This is a genomic window from Nitrosospira briensis C-128, from assembly GCF_000619905.2.
GTDB lineage: Bacteria > Pseudomonadota > Gammaproteobacteria > Burkholderiales > Nitrosomonadaceae > Nitrosospira > Nitrosospira briensis.
This window is the reverse complement of sequence record NZ_CP012371.1, coordinates 2846328-2869396: the sequence shown is the minus strand read 5'-3', so window position 1 is coordinate 2869396 and position 23069 is coordinate 2846328. Positions and strand designations below refer to the sequence as shown.

The window sequence follows — 23069 nt, the reverse complement described above, 5'->3', positions numbered from 1 at the left end:
GTACTCTTGCGCACTGTCTTGTGTCTCGCCTGCACTCTCCATTCTCGAACTGGAATAACAGGAGCGAAGCAAGAAGGCCGATTGCTCAACCAACTGTTCAGTCAAGCCCGTAAGCAATCCGGATCAGCGTCAACGGATGCTGCTTCTGCGCCTTGGTGTCACCCATACCCTGCTCAATATGCCGGGCGGCAATGGCGCAGTCGGAACTGATGTAATCGGGCGTGGAAGCCCCCATTTGCTTGAATACCGGTTTGCCGATTTTCATGGAATCGGCGAAGTGTTCACTTTTTACTCCCCAGGTCCCATCATGGCCGGAGCATCGTTCGACGACGCTTACTTTCGTATCGGGAACCATTTGCAGCATTTCCCTGGTTTTCTGCCCGATGTTCTGTACGCGCAAATGGCAGGGAATGTGATACGAAACATTACCCAGCGGCTGCTTAAAATCGGTTTTCAGCAAACCGTCCCGGTTGCGCAACATCAGGTATTCAAATGGATCGAACATTGCTGCGGCTACCGCTTTCACATCCTCATCCTCGGGAAACATGAGCGGCAGTTCCTGCTTGTACATAAGCGTGCAAGAAGGTACAGGTGCAAGTATTGCGTACCCCTCCTTCGCAAGTTTCGCCAAAGGGGGAATATTCCTGATTTTAAGCGCTTTCACCGCATCCAGATCGCCCAGTTCCAGCTTCGGCATTCCGCAACAGGCTTCTTTTTCCACCAGGCGCGTGGGAATCTGGTTGTGGTCAAGCACCTTCAATAAATCATGCCCTATGCCGGGCTCATTGTAATTGACATAACACGTGGCATAAATCGCAACCTTCCCCGATGTCCTGTCACCGTCGCGGACTTCATGAGATTGATTGATCCTCGCATTCGGTCGAAATTTATGGCTGTCATAATCCGGCAGTTTCCGCTCGGCGTGAATACCCAGTACGTTATCCATCAACTTGCGGGCGACCGGCGTCTTGTTTACCGCGTTTACCGCCTGAGCCACTACCGGAATGGCGGCCAGTTTACCCATGAGATCCGTGCTCGAAAGCAATTCATCACGGAAGCGAACGTCGCCTTTTTTGTGCTTGACAGCCTTTGCACGCAGCATCAGGTGAGGAAAATCGACATTCCATGGGTGCGGTGGCACATAGGGGCATTTCGCCATGAAACACATATCGCAGAGATAACAGCGATCCACTACCTTCCAGAAGTTCTGTTTCTCCACCCCATCGAGTTCACCGGTGCTTCCCTCGTCTATAAGATCAAACAAGCTCGGAAATGCCGTGCATAGACTGACGCAGCGACGGCAACCATGACAAATGTCGAAGACGCGCTCCATTTCACTGAATAGCTTCGGCTCGTCATAAAAATCCGGATTTTCCCAGTCGAGCGGATGACGCGTGGGGCGCTCCAGACTGCCTTCTCGAGTGGTCATGGTGATATGAAAATGTATAAGGATAAAACAAATGGAACTTAGAACGGAGCGTCAGAGCGGAACAACCGACCGGATCGAATGCTGGCACTCGACCCGGTCCATTCCTGTCTTGCAACGACTCAATCAGCCAGATTATCCAGGACCTTCTGGAAGCGATTGGCGTGAGAGCGCTCAGCCTTGCCCAGCGTCTCGAACCAGTCGGCGATTTCATCGAAACCTTCGTCGCGAGCAGATTTGGCCATGCCGGGATACATATCTGTATATTCATGCGTCTCGCCCGCTATCGCCGTTTGCAGGTTGGCGCGGGATGAGCCGAAAGGCATACCTGTAGCCGGATCGCCGCAAGCCTCCAGATACTCCAGATGTCCATGGGCATGCCCGGTTTCCCCTTCCGCCGTCGTGCGGAAGATGTTTGCCACATCATCCTGACCTTCAACAGCCGCTTTGCTTGCAAAATAGAGATAACGGCGATTGGCCTGAGATTCTCCGGCAAAGGCAGCTTTCAAGTTTTCTTCAGTTTTCGATCCTTTAAGTTCCATGTTTCCCCTCCTCTTATTTAAGTACCAATAATCAAACTGATCATATCCACGGACCATTCGGCCTGGATGCTCGAATCATATGAATTCAAGCGGCCCAAAACCAGGCCAAAACTTAACCCTGAGAGACTATCGAAGGGCCTTCACCTTGTCAACCGGTCGCTTGCATACGGTTTATGCTTGTGTGCGCCCGGTTGCGTCTGACGTGATCAATCGCACTGAACAATACAAAAAATGGCCTGCATTCACTTAAGCCGGATGGAGATGGTGATAAATAAAAAACGATAAACCGAGTCTATGCATACAGAATTCCGCTCGATCAACCTCTTTACTCAGGTAACCAGATTCTGCGGCTTTCCGGCCACCCAGGCTTCGATATTGTCGATTAGCTGATCGGCGAGAAAGTGCATTGCCTCAGCCGAGGCCCAGGCAATATGTGGTGTAAGAATGAAATTGGGACGACACAGGTCGAGCAATGGATTGCCCTCCCTGGGTGGCTCGACGGTGAGTACGTCGAAGCCAGCGCCTGCAATAATGTCTTCTTCCAGGGCCTGAACCAACGCCGCCTCATCGACGAGTCCACCCCGCGCGGTGTTGATCAGCAACGCGCTGCGCTTCATCTTGCGCAATTCATCAATGCCGATCATGTTGCGCGTAGCCGGCGACAAGGGGCAATGCAACGAGAGTATGTCCGACTCGGCGAGTACCTGATCGAAAGGGGTGAGCAGCACATCTTTTTTCTTGGTGGACGGATGGTACCCAAACAGAACGCGCATGCCGAACCCACGCGCGATTGCAGCAGTACCGCGCCCGATAGCGCCTTCTCCGATAATGCCCATGGTCGAGCCGAACAATTCGCTTATATTATGCGTAAACAGACAGAACTGTTCCGATTTCTGCCACGCCCCCTGCTCAATCTCCTGCCGGTACGCCAGCAAGTTGCGGCGTAACGCAAGCACCATCGCGAATACGTGCTCCGGCACGGTATGAATCGCATAATTACGGATATTCGCCACCGCGATACCACGCCTGCGGCAGGCTGCAATATCGATGGCGTCATATCCCGTTGCGGCAATCGCTATCATCTTCAGCCTGGGCAATTCCGCAAGGATCTCGTCGCTCAATCCCAATTTGTTGATGATGGCCACAGTCGCACGCTGCAGGTGCGGCACGATCTGATCAGAAGTCGTTTGCGCGTATTCCTCGTATGTATGCTCAAAATTTGGCCGGCGCACCCTCACCTTGAGTGAATCCCGCTCCGGAAAAACGATGTGATGGCTCATGTGTATTTTTCTGCCTTTATTCAACCTGGAGAATCCAGATAATTCCGGTGTATGCGCTCAGACGACAACTGAACCGGCAAATCTGATTGAACACCGGGCGCGGAACGAAAACTATGGCCTGCCAACGGTGGCATAGCGATACAGAAGAACTTTGCTTTGCCGAACCAGACGAGATGCCGACTATCATCGCCGTGGGCACGCTGATTGGCCATGTTACTCCCGATTCATTGAGGCAGAAAACAGACTTGCCGAAATAATCATCAGCCCGCCGATCCATTCCCTGGGCGTCATCGCCTCATCAGTCAGGAAATAGGCTGCAATCGCCGCCACCACCAATTCGAACAGCATGATTACGATGGCCTGATTCGCGGGCGTGTGTGCCAGGCCGTATTGCACAACCAAACTCAGGGCGAACACGACCAATCCGACGCCCAACAGGAGCAGATACGTATCTGTGGAAATGTCGCTCATTACGGGCAGGTCGACCAGAAACAGGCTATAACCGAATGCTACCAGCGCGACGCCGCTCCACACCGCCACCGATTTTACCTGAACACTGTGGTATTGGTCTTTGCGGCTCAGCACATTCGAGAGTGCAAACATGAAGCCGGCCGATAATCCCATCCAGTCACCATAAGAGGAAGGCAACGAGAAGCCGTTTTCCGGCTGCCACAGCATGACTATCGCACCCGCCAACGAAAATGCGATAACCAGATAGCCGTGCAAACTCAACATTTCATTCAGCAGAACACGTGAGAACACGATGGTCCATAACGGCGCGAGATAGAATAAAAGCAGGACACGCATGACTTCGCCGTGAATGACACCGAGTACGTATGCGAGATTGGTCCAGCCTGCAAACAGGCCAATCCAGAACAATAAATGCGGCTCGCCGCCGAGCACTTGCGATCTGTGCAAACTTTTCCGAAATATAACCAGCCCCAGCAGTAAGGCAATTGCGTAAGTAATAGAGGTCGCGATGGCCCCGCTTATCCGGGCTTGTTCCAGCAATCGATAGGGATACCACAGCAAGCCCCAGATACTTGCTCCTATGAGCAGCGCCGCCACGGGAAAATCATTCTGTTTTGTTTTGTTCATTTTGGTTGGTCGCGAGACGCCCGCCCTTTATAATCCTGCTTCGATCAACAAACTTAACCATGGAGGTAGCAGATTGCTGTTCAGAGCCTGCCCCAGCCTATCAAATTGAATCCCAATCTCGACCGCCTCCAACCTTATCCCTTCCAGAAGCTCAACAAGCTGTTTGAAGGAATCGAGCGAAACACGGCTCTTTCTCCCATCAGCCTGCATATAGGCGAACCCAAACATACCACACCGGATTTTATTCGCCAGGCGCTGGTGGAGAATCTCGCGGGGATGGCTTTCTACCCCACCACGCTTGGCACCCGATCGCTACGGGCAAGCATAGCCGCCTGGCTGATAAAGCGTTATCACGTGCCTGCCGTCGATCCCGACACACAGGTCATTCCGATTAACGGGAGCCGCGAAGCACTGTTTTCTTTTGCCCAGGCGGTGATCAACCCATCGCTGCCGGAAGCCATTGTAGTTTGTCCGAACCCCTTTTATCAGATATACGAAGGGGCGGCTTTGCTGGCGGGTGCAACCCCGTATTTCCTGAATACGTTGCCGGAAAATAATTTTGCACTCGACTATGCGCAACTGTCGGGCGATATCTGGTCGCGCACGCAACTGGTATACGTCTGCTCCCCTGGTAACCCTACGGGCAGGGTAATGTCGATGGATGAGTGGAAGCACCTATTCGAGCTTTCCGATCGCTATGGCTTTGTTATTGCGTCGGATGAGTGTTATTCCGAGATCTATTTCGATGAGGCTTCTCCACCGCTTGGCGCACTCGAGGCTGCCCAACGTCTTGGCCGCACCGGCTTCCCCAGGCTGGTTATATTCAGCAGTCTGTCGAAAAGGTCCAATGTGCCGGGTATGCGCTCAGGTTTCGTAGCGGGAGATGCGGCGTTACTAGCAAAATTTTTGCTCTATCGTACCTACCACGGCAGTGCAATGAATCCGGCGGTGCAGGCGGCGAGCGAGGCCGCCTGGAGCGACGAGTTTCATGTTGTCGAGAACCGCCGCCTGTACCGGGAAAAATTCGATGCGGTTACCGGATCGCTACGGGGAACGCTGCAGGTTTCCATGCCGGATGCCGCATTTTATTTATGGGTGAAAACACCGTGCAGCGATGTCGAGTTCGCCCGGCGGCTTTATCGCGATTATAATGTAACAGTTTTACCCGGCAGCTATCTGGGACGATACGCGCATGGGGTCAACCCTGGCGAAAATTTCGTTCGTATCGCCCTTGTTGCCCCACTGGAAGAATGCATTGAAGCAACTGGACGCATAAAAATGCTGGTAGCTGACTTGCAGCGCGAGCGCGGCGGAAAATTTGAATCGATAAAAATATCTAAAGTAGATTAAGGAAAATCATGGATCAGCTCCAAAGTACCATTGAAGAAGCATTCGAACGCCGCGCCGAGATTACACCACGTAATGTCGAAGCCAAACTCAAGGAATCAGTTGCCCAGGTACTTGAAATGCTCGACAGCGGTAAACTGCGGGTGGCGGAGAAAATAAACGGCGAATGGAATACGCATCAATGGATCAAAAAAGCGGTACTGCTTTCTTTTCGCATAGAAGACAATAGCTTCATCAAGGGTGGCTTCTCCAACTATTTCGATAAAGTGCCCTCCAAGTTCGCAGATTACAGTTCAAAGGACTTCCGTAATGGAGGGTTCCGCGTGGTGCCGCCGGCGACAGTAAGAAAAGGCTCGTTTATTGCCGGTAACGTGGTGTTAATGCCTTCGTATGTCAATATTGGCGCTTACGTCGATGAAGGCGCGATGGTCGATACCTGGGCCACGGTTGGGTCCTGTGCTCAGATCGGCAAGAATGTACATCTGTCCGGCGGCGTGGGGATAGGCGGCGTACTTGAACCGGTGCAGGCCAACCCGACTATCATCGAGGATAATTGCTTTATCGGTGCACGCTCGGAAATCGTCGAAGGCGTGATTGTCGGAGAAAATTCCGTCATTTCCATGGGTGTATACATAGGCCAGAGCACCAAGATCTATAATCGGGAAAGCGGCGAGATAAGCTATGGCCGTGTTCCACCGGGATCGGTGGTTGTTTCGGGTAATCTTCCCTCCGCGGATGGGAAATACAGCCTTTATTGCGCGGTCATCGTTAAACAGGTAGATGCGAAAACCCGCGCAAAAACGGGTATCAATGAGCTTCTGCGCGGAATATAGGTCGGAAAATTTATTCGCCACACCGATTGCGCAATTCACGCATGTTACGCATCGGCGAATAAAATATGTATTTCGTCGTTCGGGTTGAACGGGAAACCGGCCTGAATCAGCAATAACACGCTTTGCATGTTGCTGAAAGCCGGCTTCCGCCTGTATGCGCTCGTATCGCCTGCCTCGATCAACAGTAAAAAATCAGTAGGTAATACTCAATCTCCGGCGCATCCATAAGCCAGTTTCTATTCAGGAATATCCCATGCACAATGACACAATCGCGCTCGCAAAGGCGCTAATTGCCCGCCGCTCCCTGACGCCGTTCGATAATGGTTGCCAGGAAATCCTGATCAGCCGCCTGGAACCGATCGGCTTCCACATTGAAAGAATTCGCTGCGGCGAAGTGGACAATTTGTGGGCACGGCGCGGAACCGGTTCTCCGCTATTGTGTTTCGCCGGACACACTGATGTGGTGCCGACTGGCCCGCTCGACAAATGGGAAAGCGACCCTTTCAAACCTGAAATCCGGGATGGCAAGCTTTACGGTCGAGGCGCGGCCGACATGAAGGGATCACTCGCGGCATTCGTTACCGCAATTGAGGCTTTTGTTGCCGAACACCCGAATCATGGCGGTTCTATTGCGTTGCTTGTCACCTCGGACGAAGAAGGGGTCGCAACCGATGGCACCGTCAGGGTGGTGGAGGCCCTCAAAGCCCGTAATGAGCTGATCGATTACTGTATTGTCGGCGAACCCACCTGCGTGGACAAATTGGGCGATACCATCAAAAATGGCAGACGCGGTTCTCTATCCGGGACATTGACAGTGAGAGGCATACAAGGCCATATTGCTTATCCTCATCTGGCAAAAAATCCGATACACCTTGCCGCCCCCGCGATTGCGGAACTTGCACAGACCCAATGGGACGAAGGCAACGAATATTTCCCGCCCACCACATGGCAGATTTCCAACATGAATGGTGGTACGGGTGCTACCAACGTCATTCCCGGCGAAGTCACCCTGTTGTTCAATTTCCGTTTCTCGACCGCCAGTACGGTTGAATCGCTAAAAGCCAGGGTGCATGAAATCCTGAACCGGCAAAACCTCGATTATCACTTGGTATGGGAGCTCTCCGGCAAGCCCTACCTCACCCCCAGGGGCGACCTCGTGGAAGCAGTGAGCTGCGCTATCAGAACCCTGACACGAATCGAGCCGCAGCTCTCCACTTCCGGTGGGACCTCCGATGGGCGTTTCATCGCGGACATCTGCCCGGAAGTAGTGGAGATGGGGCCGCGTAATGCCACCATTCACAAACTCAACGAATATGTGGAAGTAGAGGACCTGAAACAGCTGCCGCAAATTTATCGGCTGACGCTTGAGAATTTGTTGCTTAAATAATCCTCCCTCTACCTGAACCGCAAGCTTCCGGCAAATGGAGGGAGCGTCGCAAAACCCGTCAAGAATGGATAAGATAGGCTGCAGCCTGTAGCAGCCTATAACGTTCATCACATCAAATAAAATCTATGTACCGTGAAGCAAAAACCCAACTTCAAACCGTCCGCGACCTGCTGCGCTTCGCGGTAAGCCGCTTTAACGACGCCGGTCTTTTCTTCGGCCATGGCTCAGCCTCGGCATATGATGAGGCGGTATATCTGGTTTTGCACACTCTGCACTTGCCGCTCGATCAACTGGAACCATTTCTGGATGCTCGCCTCACCTCGGTCGAGCTGGATCAGGTATTGGGCATACTCAAGCGTCGCGCAACCGAAAAAATCCCGGCTGCTTATCTCACTAACGAAGCCTGGCTAGGCGATTTCAGTTTTTATGTGGATGAACGTGCGATCGTGCCGCGCTCCTTCATTGCCGAATTGCTGCAAGAGCAACTCGCGCCGTGGATAGAAGAACCGGGCAACATCCATTCCGCGCTTGATCTTTGTACCGGATCGGGATGCCTTGCCGTGCTGCTTGCCCACGCTTTCGAAAATGCCGCGATAGATGCTGCGGACATTTCACATGAGGCGCTGCAAGTTGCCCAAAAGAACGTATCGGATTACGACCTGGAACATAGAATCAGTCTTGTCCGGTCTGATCTATTTGCTGCATTGGCAGGACGCCGTTACGATCTCATCATCAGCAATCCGCCTTATGTCAGCGCGAAATCAATGGCCACTCTTCCCGAGGAATATCGCCATGAACCGCGCAGCGCACTGGCGAGCGGCGAAGATGGTCTGGAAGCAACCCGGGCAATATTGCTCCAGGCGGCCGATTACCTGACAGACCGGGGAATTCTGATTGTCGAGATCGGGCATAATCGTCAAGCGCTGGAACAGGCCTTTCCTCTGACGCCTTTCACCTGGCTCGAAACCAGCGCCGGGGATGAGTTTGTTTTTCTTCTGAGGCGTGACCAGCTTCCTGAATAGTTACCCTGGGGTTGCGTTGAACGGTGGTTTACATACACCGCAAGTACGGTTGGGGTGATCACCAACGCCCATGTTTCCTATATTTCCATATTACGATATTTTGTAGCGGACTCCGGATGGACCGTAAATGATGAGGTGAGGTGCTGTTTCCTTATTGGCTGATAGCCACCAGCTCCAGCAGACGCTTTATTTCCACCTCATCCAGCTCGATCCATTTTCCTCGCTTCAGACGCGGCGGCAGGTTAATTGGACCAAAACGTACGCGCATCAGGCGGCTCACTGTCATCCCCACTTTCTCGAACATACGGCGCACTTCGCGATTCCTGCCTTCCTTCAATATCACGCGATACCAGTGGTTGGAACCCTCTCCGCCTTGATCCGACAAATGTTCGAATTTTGCCAGACCATCTTCCAACTCAACGCCCGTGGTCAGCAGTTCCGTTACTTCAGGCGTCAGGCGCCCCATGATCCGCACCGCATACTCGCGCTCGACTTCAAAGCGCGGATGCATCAAACGATTAGCCAATTCGCCATCTGTCGTAAAGATCAGCAGCCCGCTGGTGTTGTAATCCAGCCTGCCAATGGCTATCCATTTGGAAGACCGCATTTGCGGCAGTTTTTCGAAGACTGATGGGCGGCCTTGTGGATCGTCGCGACTGACTATCTCCCCTTCCGGCTTGTGATAAAGCATGACTCGGGGCAACCGTTCAGGGGACTTGAGATGAATCACGCGCTTGCCCACCCGAACAATATCCTCAGGCCCCGCGCGGTCGCCGATAGTCGCGACCTTTCCATTGATGGTGGTCTGCCCGGCAGCGATCAACTCCTCCATTTCACGCCTTGATCCCAACCCTGCCTGCGCCAGCAACTTATGCAGTTTTTGCGTGATGGGCGGTGCCGAGGCAGAAATCGGTTCAACCCCCGCTACCGTCGCAGCTATTTTTTTCTTTGCCGGCCTGAGCGGGCTGTGCGCCGGCGATCTCGACGGCCTGGACGATTTTGGCGGCTTCGGCAACCTGGCTGTCATCTTGGTCTCAACTTTCTGTTTGTGGTCTATCACGACTTACACTTCGGCACTTGGATGCCATTGGGGAAGAGGGCGTCATTCCATTATTTCACTTTACTTTATAGCCTTACGATTATGTTGACAGCAGCGGGGCAGATCGGTGAAAACAGCATTGCGGCACAACCATTAACGGGTAACGCACCCTTACCTGCTTGGACCAGGACTCCCAGGTCAAACCTGAAATAACAATCCTGGATGTTTTCTTGCCGAAACTAGATCTCTCTACGCTCAATCACTGCTTGCGCCAGCGTACCGCTATCCACGTGTTCCAACTCGCCGCCAACCGGCAACCCGCGTGCAATACGTGTGACCTTCAGATCTTTGTTATGCAGCAGTTCGCTAATATAATGAGCGGTCGCCTCCCCTTCCACCGTGAAATTGGTGGCCAGCACAACTTCCCGCACTACGCCATCCTGAGTCCGCCTCAGCAGCCGATCAAGATGAATCTCCTTGGGTCCGATGCCATCCAATGGCGAAAGCCTCCCCATCAGTACAAAATACAGGCCTTTGTAGCAGTGCGCCTGCTCCATCATCAGCAGATCGGCAGGCATTTCGACCACGCATAGCAATGCGGCGTCGCGCCGCTGAGAACGGCATAATTCGCATATCACTTCTTCTGTGAAGTTATTGCATTTCTCACAATGCCTGATATGTTGCAACGCATAATCGAGCGAACCGGCGAGGCGCCGCGCACCCTCATGATCGCGTTGCAACAAGTGATAAGCCATGCGCTGTGCTGACCGAGGGCCTACCCCGGGAAGACAGCGCAAGGCGTCGATCAGGTCCTCGAGGCTGGTTGGCGTTTTCACTTAGGAGAAATGGTAAAAAGCTCCAAAAAAAAACATAGAACCTATGGAAGTAAGTCGACATAACGAATCAATCCGTCAGTCACAGTCACGTATTTTCGGTATAAAGCTAAAATGGTAGCTTCATCCCCGGCGGCAGCGGCAGTCCGGAGGTGAAACCAGCCATTTTTTCCTGAGTGGTGGATTCCACTCGTCGCACAGCATCGTTTACCGCAGCAGCAATCAGGTCTTCCAGCATATCCTTATCGTCACCGATGAGGCTGCTGTCGATATTGACCCGCTTCACATCATAACGACAGGTCATTACCACCTTGACCATGCCCGCGCCGGATTGGCCTTCGACTTCTATCGAAGCCAATTTCTCCTGCATGTTTTTCATGTTCTCCTGCATCTGCTGAGCCTGTTTCATCAGATTGCCCAAGCCGCCTTTCATCATTTTTTACCTCCGCTATTGAATAGGTTTGATCGAAGAAACGATCAGTTTTGCATCGAAATGCTCCACCAGTTCCCGTACAAACGGGTCGGACTCGATAGCTGCAACGGCCTGCGATTGCTTCTCCTGCTTTTCACGATTACCAAGTTCCGCGGGTGTCAAGCCGGTGATCGTTCCTATGGAAAACTTCAGCCGGACCGGCTTTTCCAAATGCTCCCTCAGAGCAGTTTGCATCCTTTCCTGGTAAGCCTTATCAAGCAGGTGTTTATGCGTTTCGAGCACGCAGAATTCGATTTCGTTCGGCGAAACATTCTTCACTTCGCAGTGCTGGGCCAGCATTTTAGCTAAACCGCTCAGCTTTAACTGATTTACCATCACTCTCCAGCCATCGCTGAATGCGCTTGAGCTTATATCAAGATCCGGCTTGATAACCGCTGTTTCGACGGTAATTGACGGCAATGGGCGTTTAGTTTCCGCACCGGTACCGCTACTTTGGGCTTTTACCTCAGCTTTGGCTGCAGTTTTGTCCTGGCCTCCCACTGAAGCCGCTGTCATATCGTCGGGTATGAAAGCTAGCATTCGCATCAGCGTCATGGTGAAGCCGGCGTACTCATCCGGTGCCCGGCTCAGGTCGTCACGGCCATTTATGGCAATCTGATAAAACAACTGAATATCTTCCGGCAAAAAGACTTTGGCCAGCGCGAAAATTTGTTCGCGCTCCGGTGCATCCTCGCCGATAGCCGACGGCACGATTTGCGCCAGCGCAAGACGGTGCAGCAGCGTTGCCATATCCTGCAGCGCGGTGTCAAGCGACAGGCTGCGGGTTTCCATCGCATCGGCTATCGCCAGCATCTTTGCTCCGTCTTTTTGCGACAATGCATCCAGCAAGTCATAAAGATAACGCTGGTCAATAGCGCCGAGCATGTCGCGCACTCCGGCTTCTTCGATCTTCCCTTCGCCAAAAGCAATCGCCTGATCCAGTATGCTCAAGGCGTCACGCATGCTGCCCTGCGCCGAACGCGCAAGCAATTGTAACGACGTTTCATCGCAGCTTATATGCTCCTGCTCAAGCACATGCTTGAGATGCACAGCGATCAGCGGCAGCGGAATCTGCTTCAGGTTGAATTGCAGGCAACGAGACAGAACCGTTACAGGAATCTTCTGGGGGTCGGTAGTGGCGAGTATGAACTTGACGTGCTCCGGCGGTTCTTCCAGCGTCTTCAGCATGGCATTGAAAGCCGATTTGGAGAGCATGTGTACTTCGTCAATAATGTAAACCTTGTAGCGAGCCACCGTAGGGGCGTAAAGTGCGTTCTCCAGCAGTTCGCGCATCTTTTCGACTTGCGTATTGGAGGCCGCATCCATTTCAATCAGATCGATGAAGCGCCCGCCATCAATCTCGGTGCAGGCGGAACATACGCCGCAAGGCGTCGACGAGACGCCTGTCTGGCAGTTGAGCGCCTTGGCTAAAATACGTGCGATAGTAGTCTTGCCGATACCTCGGGTTCCTGTAAACAGATAGGCATGATGCAAGCGTTTTTGCTCAAGCGCGTTGGTAAGCGCCCTGACCACGTGATCCTGCCCGGTCAGCTCGGAAAAGTTCTTCGGTCGCCATTTGCGGGCAAGAACCTGAGTCTGGGACATGATATCGAGAGATGACTATTTAGGCTGGTTATAGAGCGGAAAGAATTGGGGACTTTTCTGTTTACAACACGGTGAAGGGAAATCGGCTCGACGCTCGTTCCCTCCACCTGTGCAAACAAAAAAGGGTGGCGAGCCTAACCCCCGGCACTTGCAGAAAATAGCTGTGGCTGCTTCCTTCCGGACCTGACCAGATTCACTACTATGCAATGCGGGGAGGCCCGCCATAAAGCTGGAATTCAATAGTGAGGATTCACAACGCTACGCTATCCATCAATTGTACTATTGTGCACTGAGTTACGTCTTGCGTCTACCGGCACAATAACCAACCAAGCTCGCGTTCCGATGGGAATTGATATTGAGACAAATAATTCTACGTATGCTGACGAGTCTGACAGAACAGACCGGAAAAATTTTCCACCATTGCATGGTGTGAAAATACAGTCAGGACGCGGCCCTACGATGAATTTGATGAGACTGACAGCACAGCATCGGCGGGCCATACGGCGCAAAGAACTCCGCCCTCTACGAAACGCAGAGGGCGGAGCGGTAAAGCTACAGTACAGATTTAAACAACGTTATCCAGAATGGATCTGCTTTGACTATTCCATTGCACATCCAGAAGGTTTGAGAAGCGTGCGATGATCTGCACAGCAAGGCCACCAGCAAACAGCGCTGCCCATGCCAAGACTACGAAACCCCAATGCAACGGCGCACTGAAGAGTTCTTCCATGAACCAGAAGGCATGACCCCACTCGTTAAGACCCACGTTCGGCAGACTCATCACCGGTCCGCTGATAGCCATTACCAAAGGAAACGAAGTTCCCTTGTTGTAGAGAGGCAACCGCGTATTTGCGTACAGGTAAGTCGCTATCCCCATGATGATGTACATCGGAAATGAGCCATAAAAAAGCGGGATATGGCTGGGCGTGAAGCTCGTATCGCGAATGATCACCTGATGCCATGAGGCGTCTTGCTCGGTGAAGAAACTTGACCCGAAATAAACAGCGAACAGATATACGCCGAGCCACATGAGGAAATAAAAATAGCGCTTTATTTCCTGTTTCACCGTTAGGCTGGCCAGTTGCGCCTCGCTATCACGCGTCTTCCATATCCAACCCCAGACAACAAGCGCTACGACCGGCCACAGCATCATTTGAAAACGCCATAGTCCCATCCAGATTTGCTCGAACTCCGGTTCCATCGAGTCCATCCCATGCGAGTAGGCATAAGTGCGTTGGAACCAGACCCAGAAAATGGCAATCCCCAGTATAGGCAAAAGGCCCATTTTGTAATACTTGGAGTCGTACCACTCAGACATATCGTAGCGAGCACTGCTCACCTTCGTTTGATGTGTAACTAATTTTTCTGGCGTAGTTGTAGACATTACCAACTCCTATTTTGTAAGTTAATTAAGAATTTCCGGACCAGAAACGCGGGGAGTCCAAATTAAAAACAAAAACTACCAGTTTTGCTTGGACTGAATAAATTTCAATATGGTTCCAAGGTATTTTCCGCAGCGACCAAGGTTTCGCTTGATGCCATCGTAACCATTGCAAGCTCCTTTAAAAAAATATTTAAACTACCAGTCCAAATTAGACAAATGTAATTCTCGATAGTTCGCAGCGTGCTGCTTATAACGATCGAATAATCCGCTTTCTTCTGTAAAGTAATGATTTCAAACGATGATGTAAGCATTCGCAAACTCCTGTTTCAAACAATCAAGAACTTCCTGTTTCCCAAAGGATCTACCAGTCCTTGTTGGACTCAGCCTCTACAGTTTAGTTCCCCTAATCACGTCGAGGGTATTTCACTGCAGTCTTGCGCATATTACGATAGTTGCACTGAAGGGGATAAACGAACAATCGGCTTGAATGGCCCCAGCGAGTCTTGTTGAGCTGGAACTATAAAGAAAGCATTCCTGCCCATATAGCTCATATTCTTCGAAAAACCGGCACCAAAAACAAACCCCGCCGATCAGGCGGGGTTTGTCCATGCGACTTACCTGATATCAATCAGCTAACTTTGCTTATTATTGTTTCTACGCTTTACCATACCGCCCATCAACAGCAGTCCGGCTACCAGCATGGCATAAGTCTCCGGTTCCGGAATGGTTGGCACTTGTGTCAGGGTAAAGGTGGAGGTGTTGCCGGCACCGGGATCGAACGGGCTTATATTAAAGGTCGCGTCGGCCACACCGCCGGCCGCTAAATTCCCGGTAAAGTTAAGATTACGTGGACCGCTTGAGCCATCGAGCGTAAAGTCACCAAACGTTGACTGATTATGGGCAGTAAATACAACGCCATTACCCTGGTTTGGTTCGGTAATACTGTAATGAAAGTCTGTCCACGCCTGTCCAGTATTATTGGTAACCGCCTCGGTCACGGCGTAGGGGTTTCCCCCCGTACCATTCTCATGGGCAACCGTGAATGTCAATGAGATTGGATTGATACTGCTGAAGGTCTTGGCAAGATCCAAGGTATGATCCCCAATAATACCCGAGTCAAACGTTCCCCCGGATGTGTCGGTGGCCGTAATATTTGTATCACACCACCTGCGGTTGCGGTAGAGATGGAACCTCCAAGGACCAAAGCGGCTATGAGTGCTTTTGACATTGTATTCATTTTTCTCTCCTGGGATGATAAGCTATTAATATGGCGGGTATTCTCATGTAAAGCCGTGGTAATTCGAATCCCCAGCAAAGCTGTTTTATTTTGAAAGGGAGTCAATTACATCTTTAGCATCTACCATGCCAATTAAAAAAGAGTTAATAAATACAAAGACTTGAGCAGGATTCGCCGTAGAGGCGGAGCTCAGGATTTCGTCGTTGTTAAGCAACACGTTATTTTTTCTTTTAACTCAGGTACTTGAAAAAAATCATATTAGTTGTGTCGTTGTTTGATGACGGACTTTTTTCCAATATTTTCAATAGTTTGAATCTAAAACAATTAAAGCTGTCTCAAGTTGGAGACATAGTTCTTTATCACTATATCGGGACCTCTCCCTGAAAAATCACGATAGTTCACCCACAAAATACCTGCTTAAGCCGCACGGGAATTAGCGAACTGGGTGAAGACAGATTTTTGAGAAACGCCAATACAATAATTTTCTATCGGCTGAAAAAGCGGCGAAATATGAACCGGCCAGACGCTTTTGCAGCCGATTTCCTTAGGGATGCCGTGAAAAGGGTTGTTTAACCGAAACCTGGGGGAGACGCGACGCCCCGCCATACGGGGGGTTTGGCTTTTCTGGCGATTGCTCAATGAGTGATTGCAGAGAAGTCTGCATCGCTCCACACATGGGAGCCATACAGCACAAAGCCCCAGCTTGGGTTTGGGGCTAAACGCTTTGATTTTGGTTGCGGGGGCAGGATTTGAACCTACGACCTTCGGGTTATGAGCCCGACGAGCTGCCAGACTGCTCCACCCCGCGTCAGAGGAATACGATTATATCAACCTACCCATAGTAAGGCAAGGTCAAATCTTATTGATCCGTAACTTGGACTGCGAACCGCCGGAGATAGCCTGGTTTTACGAAAAAGTTTTCTTTTCTTGACTTAAGCTACTAAAGTTTGGCCTATATGTCGTTAAGGGTAAAAAAATGTCCAAATATGGTCGTTCGAATTAAGCAACCCTCAAGCCCAACCCGGAGCACCGCGTCAGTCAGTATTATATTGCGCGCTATTTCTCCCTAAATTCCCATCCGCTACAAGCCGATATTTTCCGAAATGAATCATTTCATGTTTCTTATGAGAGTTAGCGCACAGATAGCGACGCAAAATAGCAGCAAAATTTGCGCGTTTAAGGCCTGAGAATTTGCCATTGATCAAACTCGCCATCGATCAGCCAGGTTACAAAGATAGTCGGCCAATTGAATATTCAAGCAATATGATCACTGAAACCGACATTCATAATGCAAAAATCCTGATCGTTGACGACCAGGAATCAAATATCCAGCTCCTGCAAAGCGTGTTAAGCACTGCAAACTATACTTCCATCAGTTCGACGATGGATCCCTATAAGGTTTATGAATTGCATCGGCAAAATCGTTATGACTTGATTTTGCTTGATCTCAAAATGCCCGGCATGGATGGATTTCAGGTGCTGGAAGCCTTGAAGGAGATCGAAGCGGACGGATACCTCTCCGTACTGGTCATTACCGCTAATCCTGACTGTAAGCTCCGCGCGCTCCAATCCGGGGCAAGAGATTTCGTCAGCAAACCGTTTGATATGGCCGAGGTACTTGCCCGGGTTCACAATCTGCTGGAAGTGCGCTTGTTGCATCAGCGGTCGCGCAGTTATGCTAAAACACAGGAATTCATGGCGCTGCATGACCCTTTGACTGGGCTTTCCAACAGGCGTCTTCTGGTGGAGAGAGTCTCCCAGGCAATCATCCATGCAAAAAGATATGACAGCATTATGGCGGTTATATATCTGGATCTGGATGGTTTCAGGCAGATCAATAACACCTTGGGTCACGACGTCGGCGATTTGCTTCTAAAATTGGTTGCAGCACGCTTGGTGGCGGCTGTACGCCAGGAAGATACTGTAGCGCGACTCGGTGGTGATGAATTTGTGGTCGCAATGCCGCATGTCAGTAACGTCAACGGTGTAGCACTTGCAGCAGAAAAAATTATCAAAGTGCTGTCGCAACCCTATAGTATTCAGGGGAATAATGTTTGGGTCACGGCGAGTGCGGGTATCGGTCTTTACCCGTTCAATGGCAAAGATGTCAATACGCTTTTGAAAAATGCGGACGCAGCTCTGCTGGACGCCAAGCAGGCAAACAAGAATACCTATCGAATTTCGGAGCGAGCATATATGTGATGGCCAATTCTGTTTCGCGTAAACTCACGAGCTCGATTCGAGTTTGGCAAAGTATTTCCGTGTCAACAATATAAATTCGTCAGGAAAGAATATAGCGGAATATGGATATCGAGTTTGCTGTACCCGTTCCGCTCCGTGTTTACCCCAGACAGACGTGCTGATAGGCTCGACATTTCTGGGTGGGGATGGCAAAGGTCAGTTACGGAGAAATAGTTACTTTTTACCATTACCATCTACAGAACGATGGAGTATCTTAGGCAAATTCGAAAAAAATCGATTAATTGCCAGTGAATAGGGAACAGAAAATGATTAGTACTCCCGACATTCTTAACGCTAAAATCCTGATTGTCGATGATCAGGAAGCTAATGTCCGGCTGCTTGAGCAAATGCTGAGCGACGCACGTTATACCTGTATTGCCTCGACAATGAATCCACGCGAGGTATCCGGGCTCTATCGCCAGAACCGTTATGATCTGATTCTTCTCGATCTGCAAATGCCGGGCATGGATGGCTTTCAGGTGTTGGAAGCCCTGAAGCAAATTGAACCGAAAGGCTATTTGCCAGTACTTGTAATCACTGCCCAGCCAGGTCATAAGTTGCGAGCGCTTCAGGCCGGCGCGAAAGATTTTGTCAGCAAGCCATTCGATCTGGTTGAAGTCCAGACACGTATCCACAACATGCTGGAAGTACGCCTGTTATATAAACAACTCGAGGATTATAATAAAAAGCTGGAACAAACCGTGGCGGAGCGAACTACGGAACTACGCGAGAGCGAAGCGCGCTTTCGCCGGTTGACCGAACTGGCGTCTGACTGGTACTGGGAACAAGACGAGAAAGGACGCTTTACCAAGGTTTATGGACCCGTCCTTGATATGCTCGGGATCGGGGTTGATAAACTGATGGGTGAGCATAGGGAAGATAGTGGAACGCGCTGGAATGAATCCGAGTATGCCGCATTCAAGGAAAATATCACGGCACGACGGCCTTTTATCGATTTTGTCTACAGCCGCACTAAAGCCGATGGCGCCAAACAATATCTGATGGTTAGCGGAGAACCGATGTTCGACTCGTCTGGCCGCTTCACCGGTTATCGCGGAATAGGTAAAGATGTTACCGACAGCATGCGGTCAAAACAAAATTGATAACCTTTGTTCCGATTCCCGAATGAATCCAGGGTTTACCAGTAGCTGGATCGGTGGAGTTAGCGCAGCGTAATCAACCGGTGTCAGGTCAGCCAACTGTTATCAGGTCAAATTACGCCGCCAAAGCTCCGCTTACTGGATGAGTAATCCGACAAAAATAATCGGGATAGGGAGGCAGCGAAAACCCTTTGCTCTACCTCCACCGAACTGTTCAAACGTTCCCTATAAGTCTACTAGGGGCGATTTCACCCCCCGCGGTTATTTTTCCCACCCCCAGAAAACGTTTAGTCTGATCGTACAATCGAATCTTTTGTCCCTCGGATAAACCATCCTGCGAGAAATAGTCGCAGATCACCCGTCCTTGAAGCAAAGATGCCGCCGCTGCGGCATCCAGTGTAGCGGTCGCCAGGTCCCGCATGAGAATATCGACCGGAAGCAGACAGCAGTCTCGCTGCGGCAGCGGCATAGCTTCAAGCACATCCAACGTATAAGCTTGCGATAAGTCAAAATTATCAACAATGCTTCGGCGCAAGCGGGTGAGATATGCCCCACCGCATCCTAGCGCCTTGCCTATATCTTCAGCCAGCGTGCGGATGTAAGTACCCGAACCGCACTTGACCAGGATGCGTAAACCATTCCCCTCGAAGGCCTCGATATGCAACTCATGAATAATGGCTTCACGTGGTTGCCGCTCGATTTCCAACCCTTCCCTTGCGTAAGCATACATGGGTTTCCCTTGATGTTTCAGGGCACTATACATCGGCGGCACCTGCATGATCGTGCCGATAAATCTTTTCAGCACTGCCTCGATCTGCTGCGGCGCCAACTTCAAATCCCCGGGTTCTATTTCGCTTGCAACTGAAATTTCACCTTCGGCATCGCCGGTAGTACTGATATAGCCCAGCCTCAACGTCGCTTCGTAGGCCTTGTTCGCCCCAAGCAATGCCGACGAAAACTTTGTAGCCTCCCCGAAGCAAATGGGTAACAGGCCGGTTGCCATCGGGTCAAGCGTGCCTGTGTGACCGGCCTTATGCGCTGCAAAGATGCGTTTGGCTATCTGCAACGCTTGATTGGACGAAATGTGGGCTGGCTTGTCGAGCAGCAGGACGCCGCTGATGTGACGCTTGACGTATGCAGGCTTTAAAACACGGTTCAATATAAAGGTGATCTATACCTGATCGGACACAGATCAGGTATCATCCGGTTCGTTCGCCGGCGCCTCTTGCGCTACGGCCTCATCTATCAGTTGGGATAAACGCACACCGCGCTCGACCGACTCGTCATAAATGAAATGAAGTTGCGGGATTACTCGAAGCTTCAATCGATGCATCAAGTGGTTGCGTAAAAATCCAGATGCGTTTTCCAATCCTTTGCCGGTGAGGAAATTGTCGCTTTCGCTGCGCAGCGTCGTGTAAAAAACTTTGGCATGCGCGTAATCCTGGCTCACCTCGACACCAGTCAAGGTGATCATGCCAATACGGGGATCGTTGAGGTCGTTGCGAATCAGGTCGGCGAGTTCACGCTGAATCTGGTCGGCTATCCGCAGCGCGCGGGAATAATCTTTAGGCATGATGATCCCATCCGGTGCGGCAGTTACAAGCTACGTGCAACTTCGACGATTTCGTAGGTTTCCAGCTGATCACCCACCTGGATGTCATTAAAGTTCTTCAGTGATAAACCACATTCAAAACCCGCTCTCACCTCTTTCACGTCGTCCTTGAAACGCTTCAGCGAATCAAGCTCGCCTGTGTGGATGAGTTCGCCATTGCGTATCAGCCTGGTTAGCGACCCGCGCTTGATGACGCCCTCCAGCACCAGGCAACCCGCCACTGCGCCCACTTTAGAGATACGAAACACCTGGCGTATCTCTACCAGGCCCGTAACGTTCTCCTTGCGGTCAGGGGTCATCATGCCCGATAGCGCTGCCCTGATTTCGTCCACAGCCTCGTAAATAATACCGTAGTAGCGCACATCCACTCCGGTAGAACCGATGAGCTTGCGCGCCACCGTATCTGCGCGGCTATTGAAGCCAATCACAACGGCTTTGGAAGCGAGCGCCAGATTAATGTCGGATTCGGTAATCGCTCCCACACCGCTGTGGATAATATTAACTCTGACCTCGTCGGTGGAAAGCCCTTGCAGTGCATGCGTCAGCGCTTCGTAAGAACCCTGCACATCGGCTTTGATGATAAGCGCGAGTACTTTGACCTCACCCTTCTGCTCAAATACATTTTCCAGTTTGGCCGCCTGTTGTCTGGCAAGCTTTACGTCGCGGAATTTGCCTTGGCGGAAAAGTGCGATTTCGCGAGCTTTGCGCTCATCCGTCAGCACCACTACCGTTTCGCCAGCGACAGGAACTTCTGACAAGCCTTGAATTTCCACCGGAATGGAAGGTCCGGCCTGGTCCACCGGCCGGCCGCTTTCGTCGAGCATTGCGCGCACTCGGCCAAACACGGCGCCTGCCAGCAATATATCACCACGCTTTAAAGTGCCCGACTGAACGAGTATTGTTGCCACCGGGCCACGGCCTTTATCCAGGCGCGACTCGATGACGATACCTTTGGCGGGTCCGTCCGTTACGGCCCCGAGTTCCAGCACTTCAGCCTGGAGCAGTACGCTTTCGAGCAATGAATCGATGCCTTGGCCGGTCTTGGCGGAAACCTCGACGAACATCGTATCGCCACCCCAATCTTCCGGGACGACACCCTGCGTTACCAGTTCCTGCCTGATACGTTCTGGATTAGCGTCGGGTTTATCTACTTTTGTTATTCCTACCACGATCGGCACTTTGGCGGCCTTGGCATGGTGTATCGCCTCGATCGTCTGAGGCATTACGCCGTCATCCGCCGCTACAACCAATATAACCAGATCGGTAACTTTTGCGCCGCGGGCACGCATGGCGGTAAAAGCTTCATGGCCAGGCGTATCCAGAAACGTGACCATGCCTCTTTCAGTTTCCACATGATAGGCACCAATGTGCTGAGTAATGCCGCCAGCTTCTCCGCTTGCCACACGTGTACGACGTATGTAATCGAGAAGCGAAGTCTTGCCGTGATCGACGTGTCCCATAACGGTAACTACCGGCGCACGCGGCTCCGTTTTCGATCCCGCTCCGGGTAGTTCCGTGTCCGCCAGAAAGGCTTCGGGGCTATCCAGCGCCGCATATTTGGCGACATGGCCCAGCTCTTCCACCACGATCATGGCAGTTTCCTGGTCCAGCATTTGATTGATAGTTACCATATTCCCCATTTTCATCAGGGTCTTGATAACTTCTGCGGCTTTAATCGACATCTTCTGCGCGAGCGCCCCGACCGAAATGGTCTCAGGTACCATTACCTCATGGACAATCGGTTCGGTGGGTACGGAAAAGCTGTGAGCGCCCTGGTCTTCCGTGGTCGCTTTACCGTGTCTATCTCTGCGCGTACGCCAACCCTTGACGCTGGATAAATCGCTCCGTGTCTTGAGTCCTCCACGTTTCTCGACCCTGTCGTCTTTCCAGACCACTTGCTTGGCCTGCTTCTTTTTCTTTTCGGCCTTCGCCGCCTTCTCTTCCGGCTTGACTACCGGCTTATGCAATGTTCCTTCGGTTAGAGCAGGCTGGGCCGCCTCAACCGCAGGCGCCACCGATGGGGTACCGACAGGCGCAGCAGGTATGGGCTCGGGAGTAGCAGCGGGTTCGCCCTGGATTGCGGCAACCGGCTCAACTTCCTCGATATTAACTGCCGGCTTTTGCCGTTGTTTCTTTTCCCTCAGTTCCGCAGTCTGCCGTGCGATCAATTCAGCCTGTGTTCTCGCTTCCTCTTGCCGCAAGGCCTGCTGTGCCGCATCCACCACCGGCGTGAGAACCGGCGCAGTCGTAACGGGAGCGGAAGTGACAGCGGGTTCCACCGCCTTTGTCTCGGTCGTTAAATCACCCTTCACAAACACACGCTTCTTGCGCACCTCTACCTGGATACTCCGGGCTTTGCCGGTGCTGTCCGACTTCTTGATCTCGGAAGTCTGCCGACGCGGAAGAGAAATCTTGCCCTTGTCCTCATTGGCACCGTGGATTTTGCGCAAATAGTCGAGAAGCTGGGTTTTATCGCTTTCGGTCAAACTATCCTCAGTCAGATGCTTGCGGATACCGGCGGCCCGGAGTTGCTCCAGCAGCACTGCAGGAAGCACACCCAGTTCACTAGCGAATTGTTCTACGTTCATTTGAGACATTGATAACCTTTAAT

The 23069-nt window shown here is 51.5% G+C and carries 19 protein-coding genes, 1 tRNA gene and 1 other RNA gene; 6 read left to right on the top strand and 15 right to left on the bottom strand.

The window, feature by feature from the left end; genetic code table 11:
- Positions 1-97: 97 nt before the first annotated feature.
- The 4 genes from F822_RS13100 to F822_RS13085 form a co-directional block, all read right to left on the bottom strand.
- The gene (locus F822_RS13100) at positions 98-1429 is read right to left on the bottom strand and encodes a heterodisulfide reductase-related iron-sulfur binding cluster (protein WP_025041541.1); all 1332 of its coding nucleotides are present in this window, start codon (positions 1427-1429) and stop codon (positions 98-100) included.
- Positions 1430-1548: 119 nt separating this feature from the next.
- Entirely contained in the window at positions 1549-1968 is a 420-nt protein-coding gene (locus F822_RS13095; RefSeq protein WP_025041542.1) for a rubrerythrin family protein, read from the bottom strand.
- Positions 1969-2297: 329 nt separating this feature from the next.
- Positions 2298-3248, bottom strand: coding sequence for a D-2-hydroxyacid dehydrogenase (locus tag F822_RS13090; protein ID WP_025041543.1), 951 nt, complete (start codon positions 3246-3248; stop codon positions 2298-2300).
- A gap of 213 nt (positions 3249-3461) precedes the next feature.
- Positions 3462-4346: a DMT family transporter gene (locus F822_RS13085; protein ID WP_025041544.1), complete on the bottom strand. Its 885-nt coding sequence runs from the start codon at positions 4344-4346 to the stop codon at positions 3462-3464.
- Between the two features lie 105 nt (positions 4347-4451).
- On the opposite strand from F822_RS13085, the gene dapC reads away from it, so the two are divergent.
- The 4 genes from dapC to prmB all read left to right on the top strand — a co-directional run bounded on the left by dapC (position 4452) and on the right by prmB (position 8935).
- The gene (dapC, locus tag F822_RS13080; protein WP_025041545.1) at positions 4452-5696 is read left to right on the top strand and encodes a succinyldiaminopimelate transaminase; all 1245 of its coding nucleotides are present in this window, start codon (positions 4452-4454) and stop codon (positions 5694-5696) included.
- Positions 5697-5704: 8 nt separating this feature from the next.
- Entirely contained in the window at positions 5705-6526 is an 822-nt protein-coding gene (gene dapD / locus F822_RS13075) for a 2,3,4,5-tetrahydropyridine-2,6-dicarboxylate N-succinyltransferase (RefSeq protein WP_025041546.1), read from the top strand.
- A gap of 253 nt (positions 6527-6779) precedes the next feature.
- Positions 6780-7913, top strand: coding sequence for a succinyl-diaminopimelate desuccinylase (gene dapE, locus F822_RS13070; protein ID WP_025041547.1), 1134 nt, complete (start codon positions 6780-6782; stop codon positions 7911-7913).
- A gap of 125 nt (positions 7914-8038) precedes the next feature.
- Positions 8039-8935 carry a 50S ribosomal protein L3 N(5)-glutamine methyltransferase gene (prmB, locus tag F822_RS13065; RefSeq protein WP_025041548.1) on the top strand — a complete coding sequence of 299 codons (897 nt, stop codon included), beginning with the start codon at positions 8039-8041 and terminating at the stop codon, positions 8933-8935.
- A gap of 151 nt (positions 8936-9086) precedes the next feature.
- Here prmB and rluB read toward each other — a convergent pair whose 3' ends face one another.
- The 8 genes from rluB to F822_RS13025 all read right to left on the bottom strand — a co-directional run bounded on the left by rluB (position 9087) and on the right by F822_RS13025 (position 16313).
- Positions 9087-9962, bottom strand: coding sequence for a 23S rRNA pseudouridine(2605) synthase RluB (gene rluB, locus F822_RS13060; protein ID WP_025041549.1), 876 nt, complete (start codon positions 9960-9962; stop codon positions 9087-9089).
- A 251-nt stretch (positions 9963-10213) separates the two neighbouring features.
- A complete protein-coding gene (gene recR, locus F822_RS13055) occupies positions 10214-10810 on the bottom strand; it encodes a recombination mediator RecR (RefSeq protein WP_025041550.1) in 597 nt (198 codons plus the stop codon).
- Between the two features lie 106 nt (positions 10811-10916).
- Positions 10917-11240 (bottom strand): YbaB/EbfC family nucleoid-associated protein, encoded by a 324-nt coding sequence (locus tag F822_RS13050; protein ID WP_197272916.1) that lies wholly within the window; start codon positions 11238-11240, stop codon positions 10917-10919.
- Between the two features lie 15 nt (positions 11241-11255).
- Positions 11256-12884 (bottom strand): DNA polymerase III subunit gamma/tau, encoded by a 1629-nt coding sequence (dnaX, locus tag F822_RS13045; RefSeq protein ID WP_025041552.1) that lies wholly within the window; start codon positions 12882-12884, stop codon positions 11256-11258.
- A 124-nt stretch (positions 12885-13008) separates the two neighbouring features.
- Positions 13009-13107, bottom strand: an RNA gene (gene ffs / locus F822_RS14985) — signal recognition particle sRNA small type.
- A 342-nt stretch (positions 13108-13449) separates the two neighbouring features.
- The gene (locus F822_RS13040) at positions 13450-14268 is read right to left on the bottom strand and encodes a methane monooxygenase/ammonia monooxygenase subunit C (protein WP_025041553.1); all 819 of its coding nucleotides are present in this window, start codon (positions 14266-14268) and stop codon (positions 13450-13452) included.
- A gap of 632 nt (positions 14269-14900) precedes the next feature.
- The gene (locus tag F822_RS15450; protein WP_231623518.1) at positions 14901-15359 is read right to left on the bottom strand and encodes a PEP-CTERM sorting domain-containing protein; all 459 of its coding nucleotides are present in this window, start codon (positions 15357-15359) and stop codon (positions 14901-14903) included.
- A gap of 877 nt (positions 15360-16236) precedes the next feature.
- Positions 16237-16313, bottom strand: a tRNA-Met gene (locus F822_RS13025).
- Between the two features lie 455 nt (positions 16314-16768).
- On the opposite strand from F822_RS13025, the gene F822_RS13020 reads away from it, so the two are divergent.
- Positions 16769-17707 carry a GGDEF domain-containing response regulator gene (locus F822_RS13020; protein ID WP_025041555.1) on the top strand — a complete coding sequence of 313 codons (939 nt, stop codon included), beginning with the start codon at positions 16769-16771 and terminating at the stop codon, positions 17705-17707.
- Positions 17708-18012: 305 nt separating this feature from the next.
- Complete coding sequence (locus F822_RS13015) at positions 18013-18849, top strand: response regulator (protein WP_025041556.1); 837 nt, start codon at positions 18013-18015, stop codon at positions 18847-18849.
- Positions 18850-19060: 211 nt separating this feature from the next.
- Here the strand turns inward: F822_RS13015 and truB are convergent, their stop codons facing one another.
- From truB to infB, 3 genes are read right to left on the bottom strand one after another with little or no spacing between them, the layout of a single operon-like run.
- A complete protein-coding gene (truB, locus tag F822_RS13010; RefSeq protein ID WP_051536727.1) occupies positions 19061-20005 on the bottom strand; it encodes a tRNA pseudouridine(55) synthase TruB in 945 nt (314 codons plus the stop codon).
- Between the two features lie 33 nt (positions 20006-20038).
- The gene (rbfA, locus tag F822_RS13005; protein ID WP_025041558.1) at positions 20039-20419 is read right to left on the bottom strand and encodes a 30S ribosome-binding factor RbfA; all 381 of its coding nucleotides are present in this window, start codon (positions 20417-20419) and stop codon (positions 20039-20041) included.
- Positions 20420-20442: 23 nt separating this feature from the next.
- Complete coding sequence (gene infB / locus F822_RS13000; protein WP_025041559.1) at positions 20443-23055, bottom strand: translation initiation factor IF-2; 2613 nt, start codon at positions 23053-23055, stop codon at positions 20443-20445.
- Between the last annotated feature and the right edge of the window lie 14 nt (positions 23056-23069).

Coding starts and splice junctions, on each gene's coding strand:
- F822_RS13100 (WP_025041541.1), bottom strand. CDS start 1,429: ATGACCACTCGAGAAGGCAGTCTGGAGCGCCCCACGCGTCATCCGCTC.
- F822_RS13095 (WP_025041542.1), bottom strand. CDS start 1,968: ATGGAACTTAAAGGATCGAAAACTGAAGAAAACTTGAAAGCTGCCTTT.
- F822_RS13090 (WP_025041543.1), bottom strand. CDS start 3,248: ATGAGCCATCACATCGTTTTTCCGGAGCGGGATTCACTCAAGGTGAGG.
- F822_RS13085 (WP_025041544.1), bottom strand. CDS start 4,346: ATGAACAAAACAAAACAGAATGATTTTCCCGTGGCGGCGCTGCTCATA.
- dapD (WP_025041546.1), top strand. CDS start 5,705: ATGGATCAGCTCCAAAGTACCATTGAAGAAGCATTCGAACGCCGCGCC.
- dapE (WP_025041547.1), top strand. CDS start 6,780: ATGCACAATGACACAATCGCGCTCGCAAAGGCGCTAATTGCCCGCCGC.
- prmB (WP_025041548.1), top strand. CDS start 8,039: ATGTACCGTGAAGCAAAAACCCAACTTCAAACCGTCCGCGACCTGCTG.
- rluB (WP_025041549.1), bottom strand. CDS start 9,962: ATGACAGCCAGGTTGCCGAAGCCGCCAAAATCGTCCAGGCCGTCGAGA.
- F822_RS13050 (WP_197272916.1), bottom strand. CDS start 11,240: ATGAAAGGCGGCTTGGGCAATCTGATGAAACAGGCTCAGCAGATGCAG.
- dnaX (WP_025041552.1), bottom strand. CDS start 12,884: ATGTCCCAGACTCAGGTTCTTGCCCGCAAATGGCGACCGAAGAACTTT.
- F822_RS13040 (WP_025041553.1), bottom strand. CDS start 14,268: ATGTCTACAACTACGCCAGAAAAATTAGTTACACATCAAACGAAGGTG.
- F822_RS13020 (WP_025041555.1), top strand. CDS start 16,769: ATGATCACTGAAACCGACATTCATAATGCAAAAATCCTGATCGTTGAC.
- F822_RS13015 (WP_025041556.1), top strand. CDS start 18,013: ATGATTAGTACTCCCGACATTCTTAACGCTAAAATCCTGATTGTCGAT.
- rbfA (WP_025041558.1), bottom strand. CDS start 20,419: ATGCCTAAAGATTATTCCCGCGCGCTGCGGATAGCCGACCAGATTCAG.
- infB (WP_025041559.1), bottom strand. CDS start 23,055: ATGTCTCAAATGAACGTAGAACAATTCGCTAGTGAACTGGGTGTGCTT.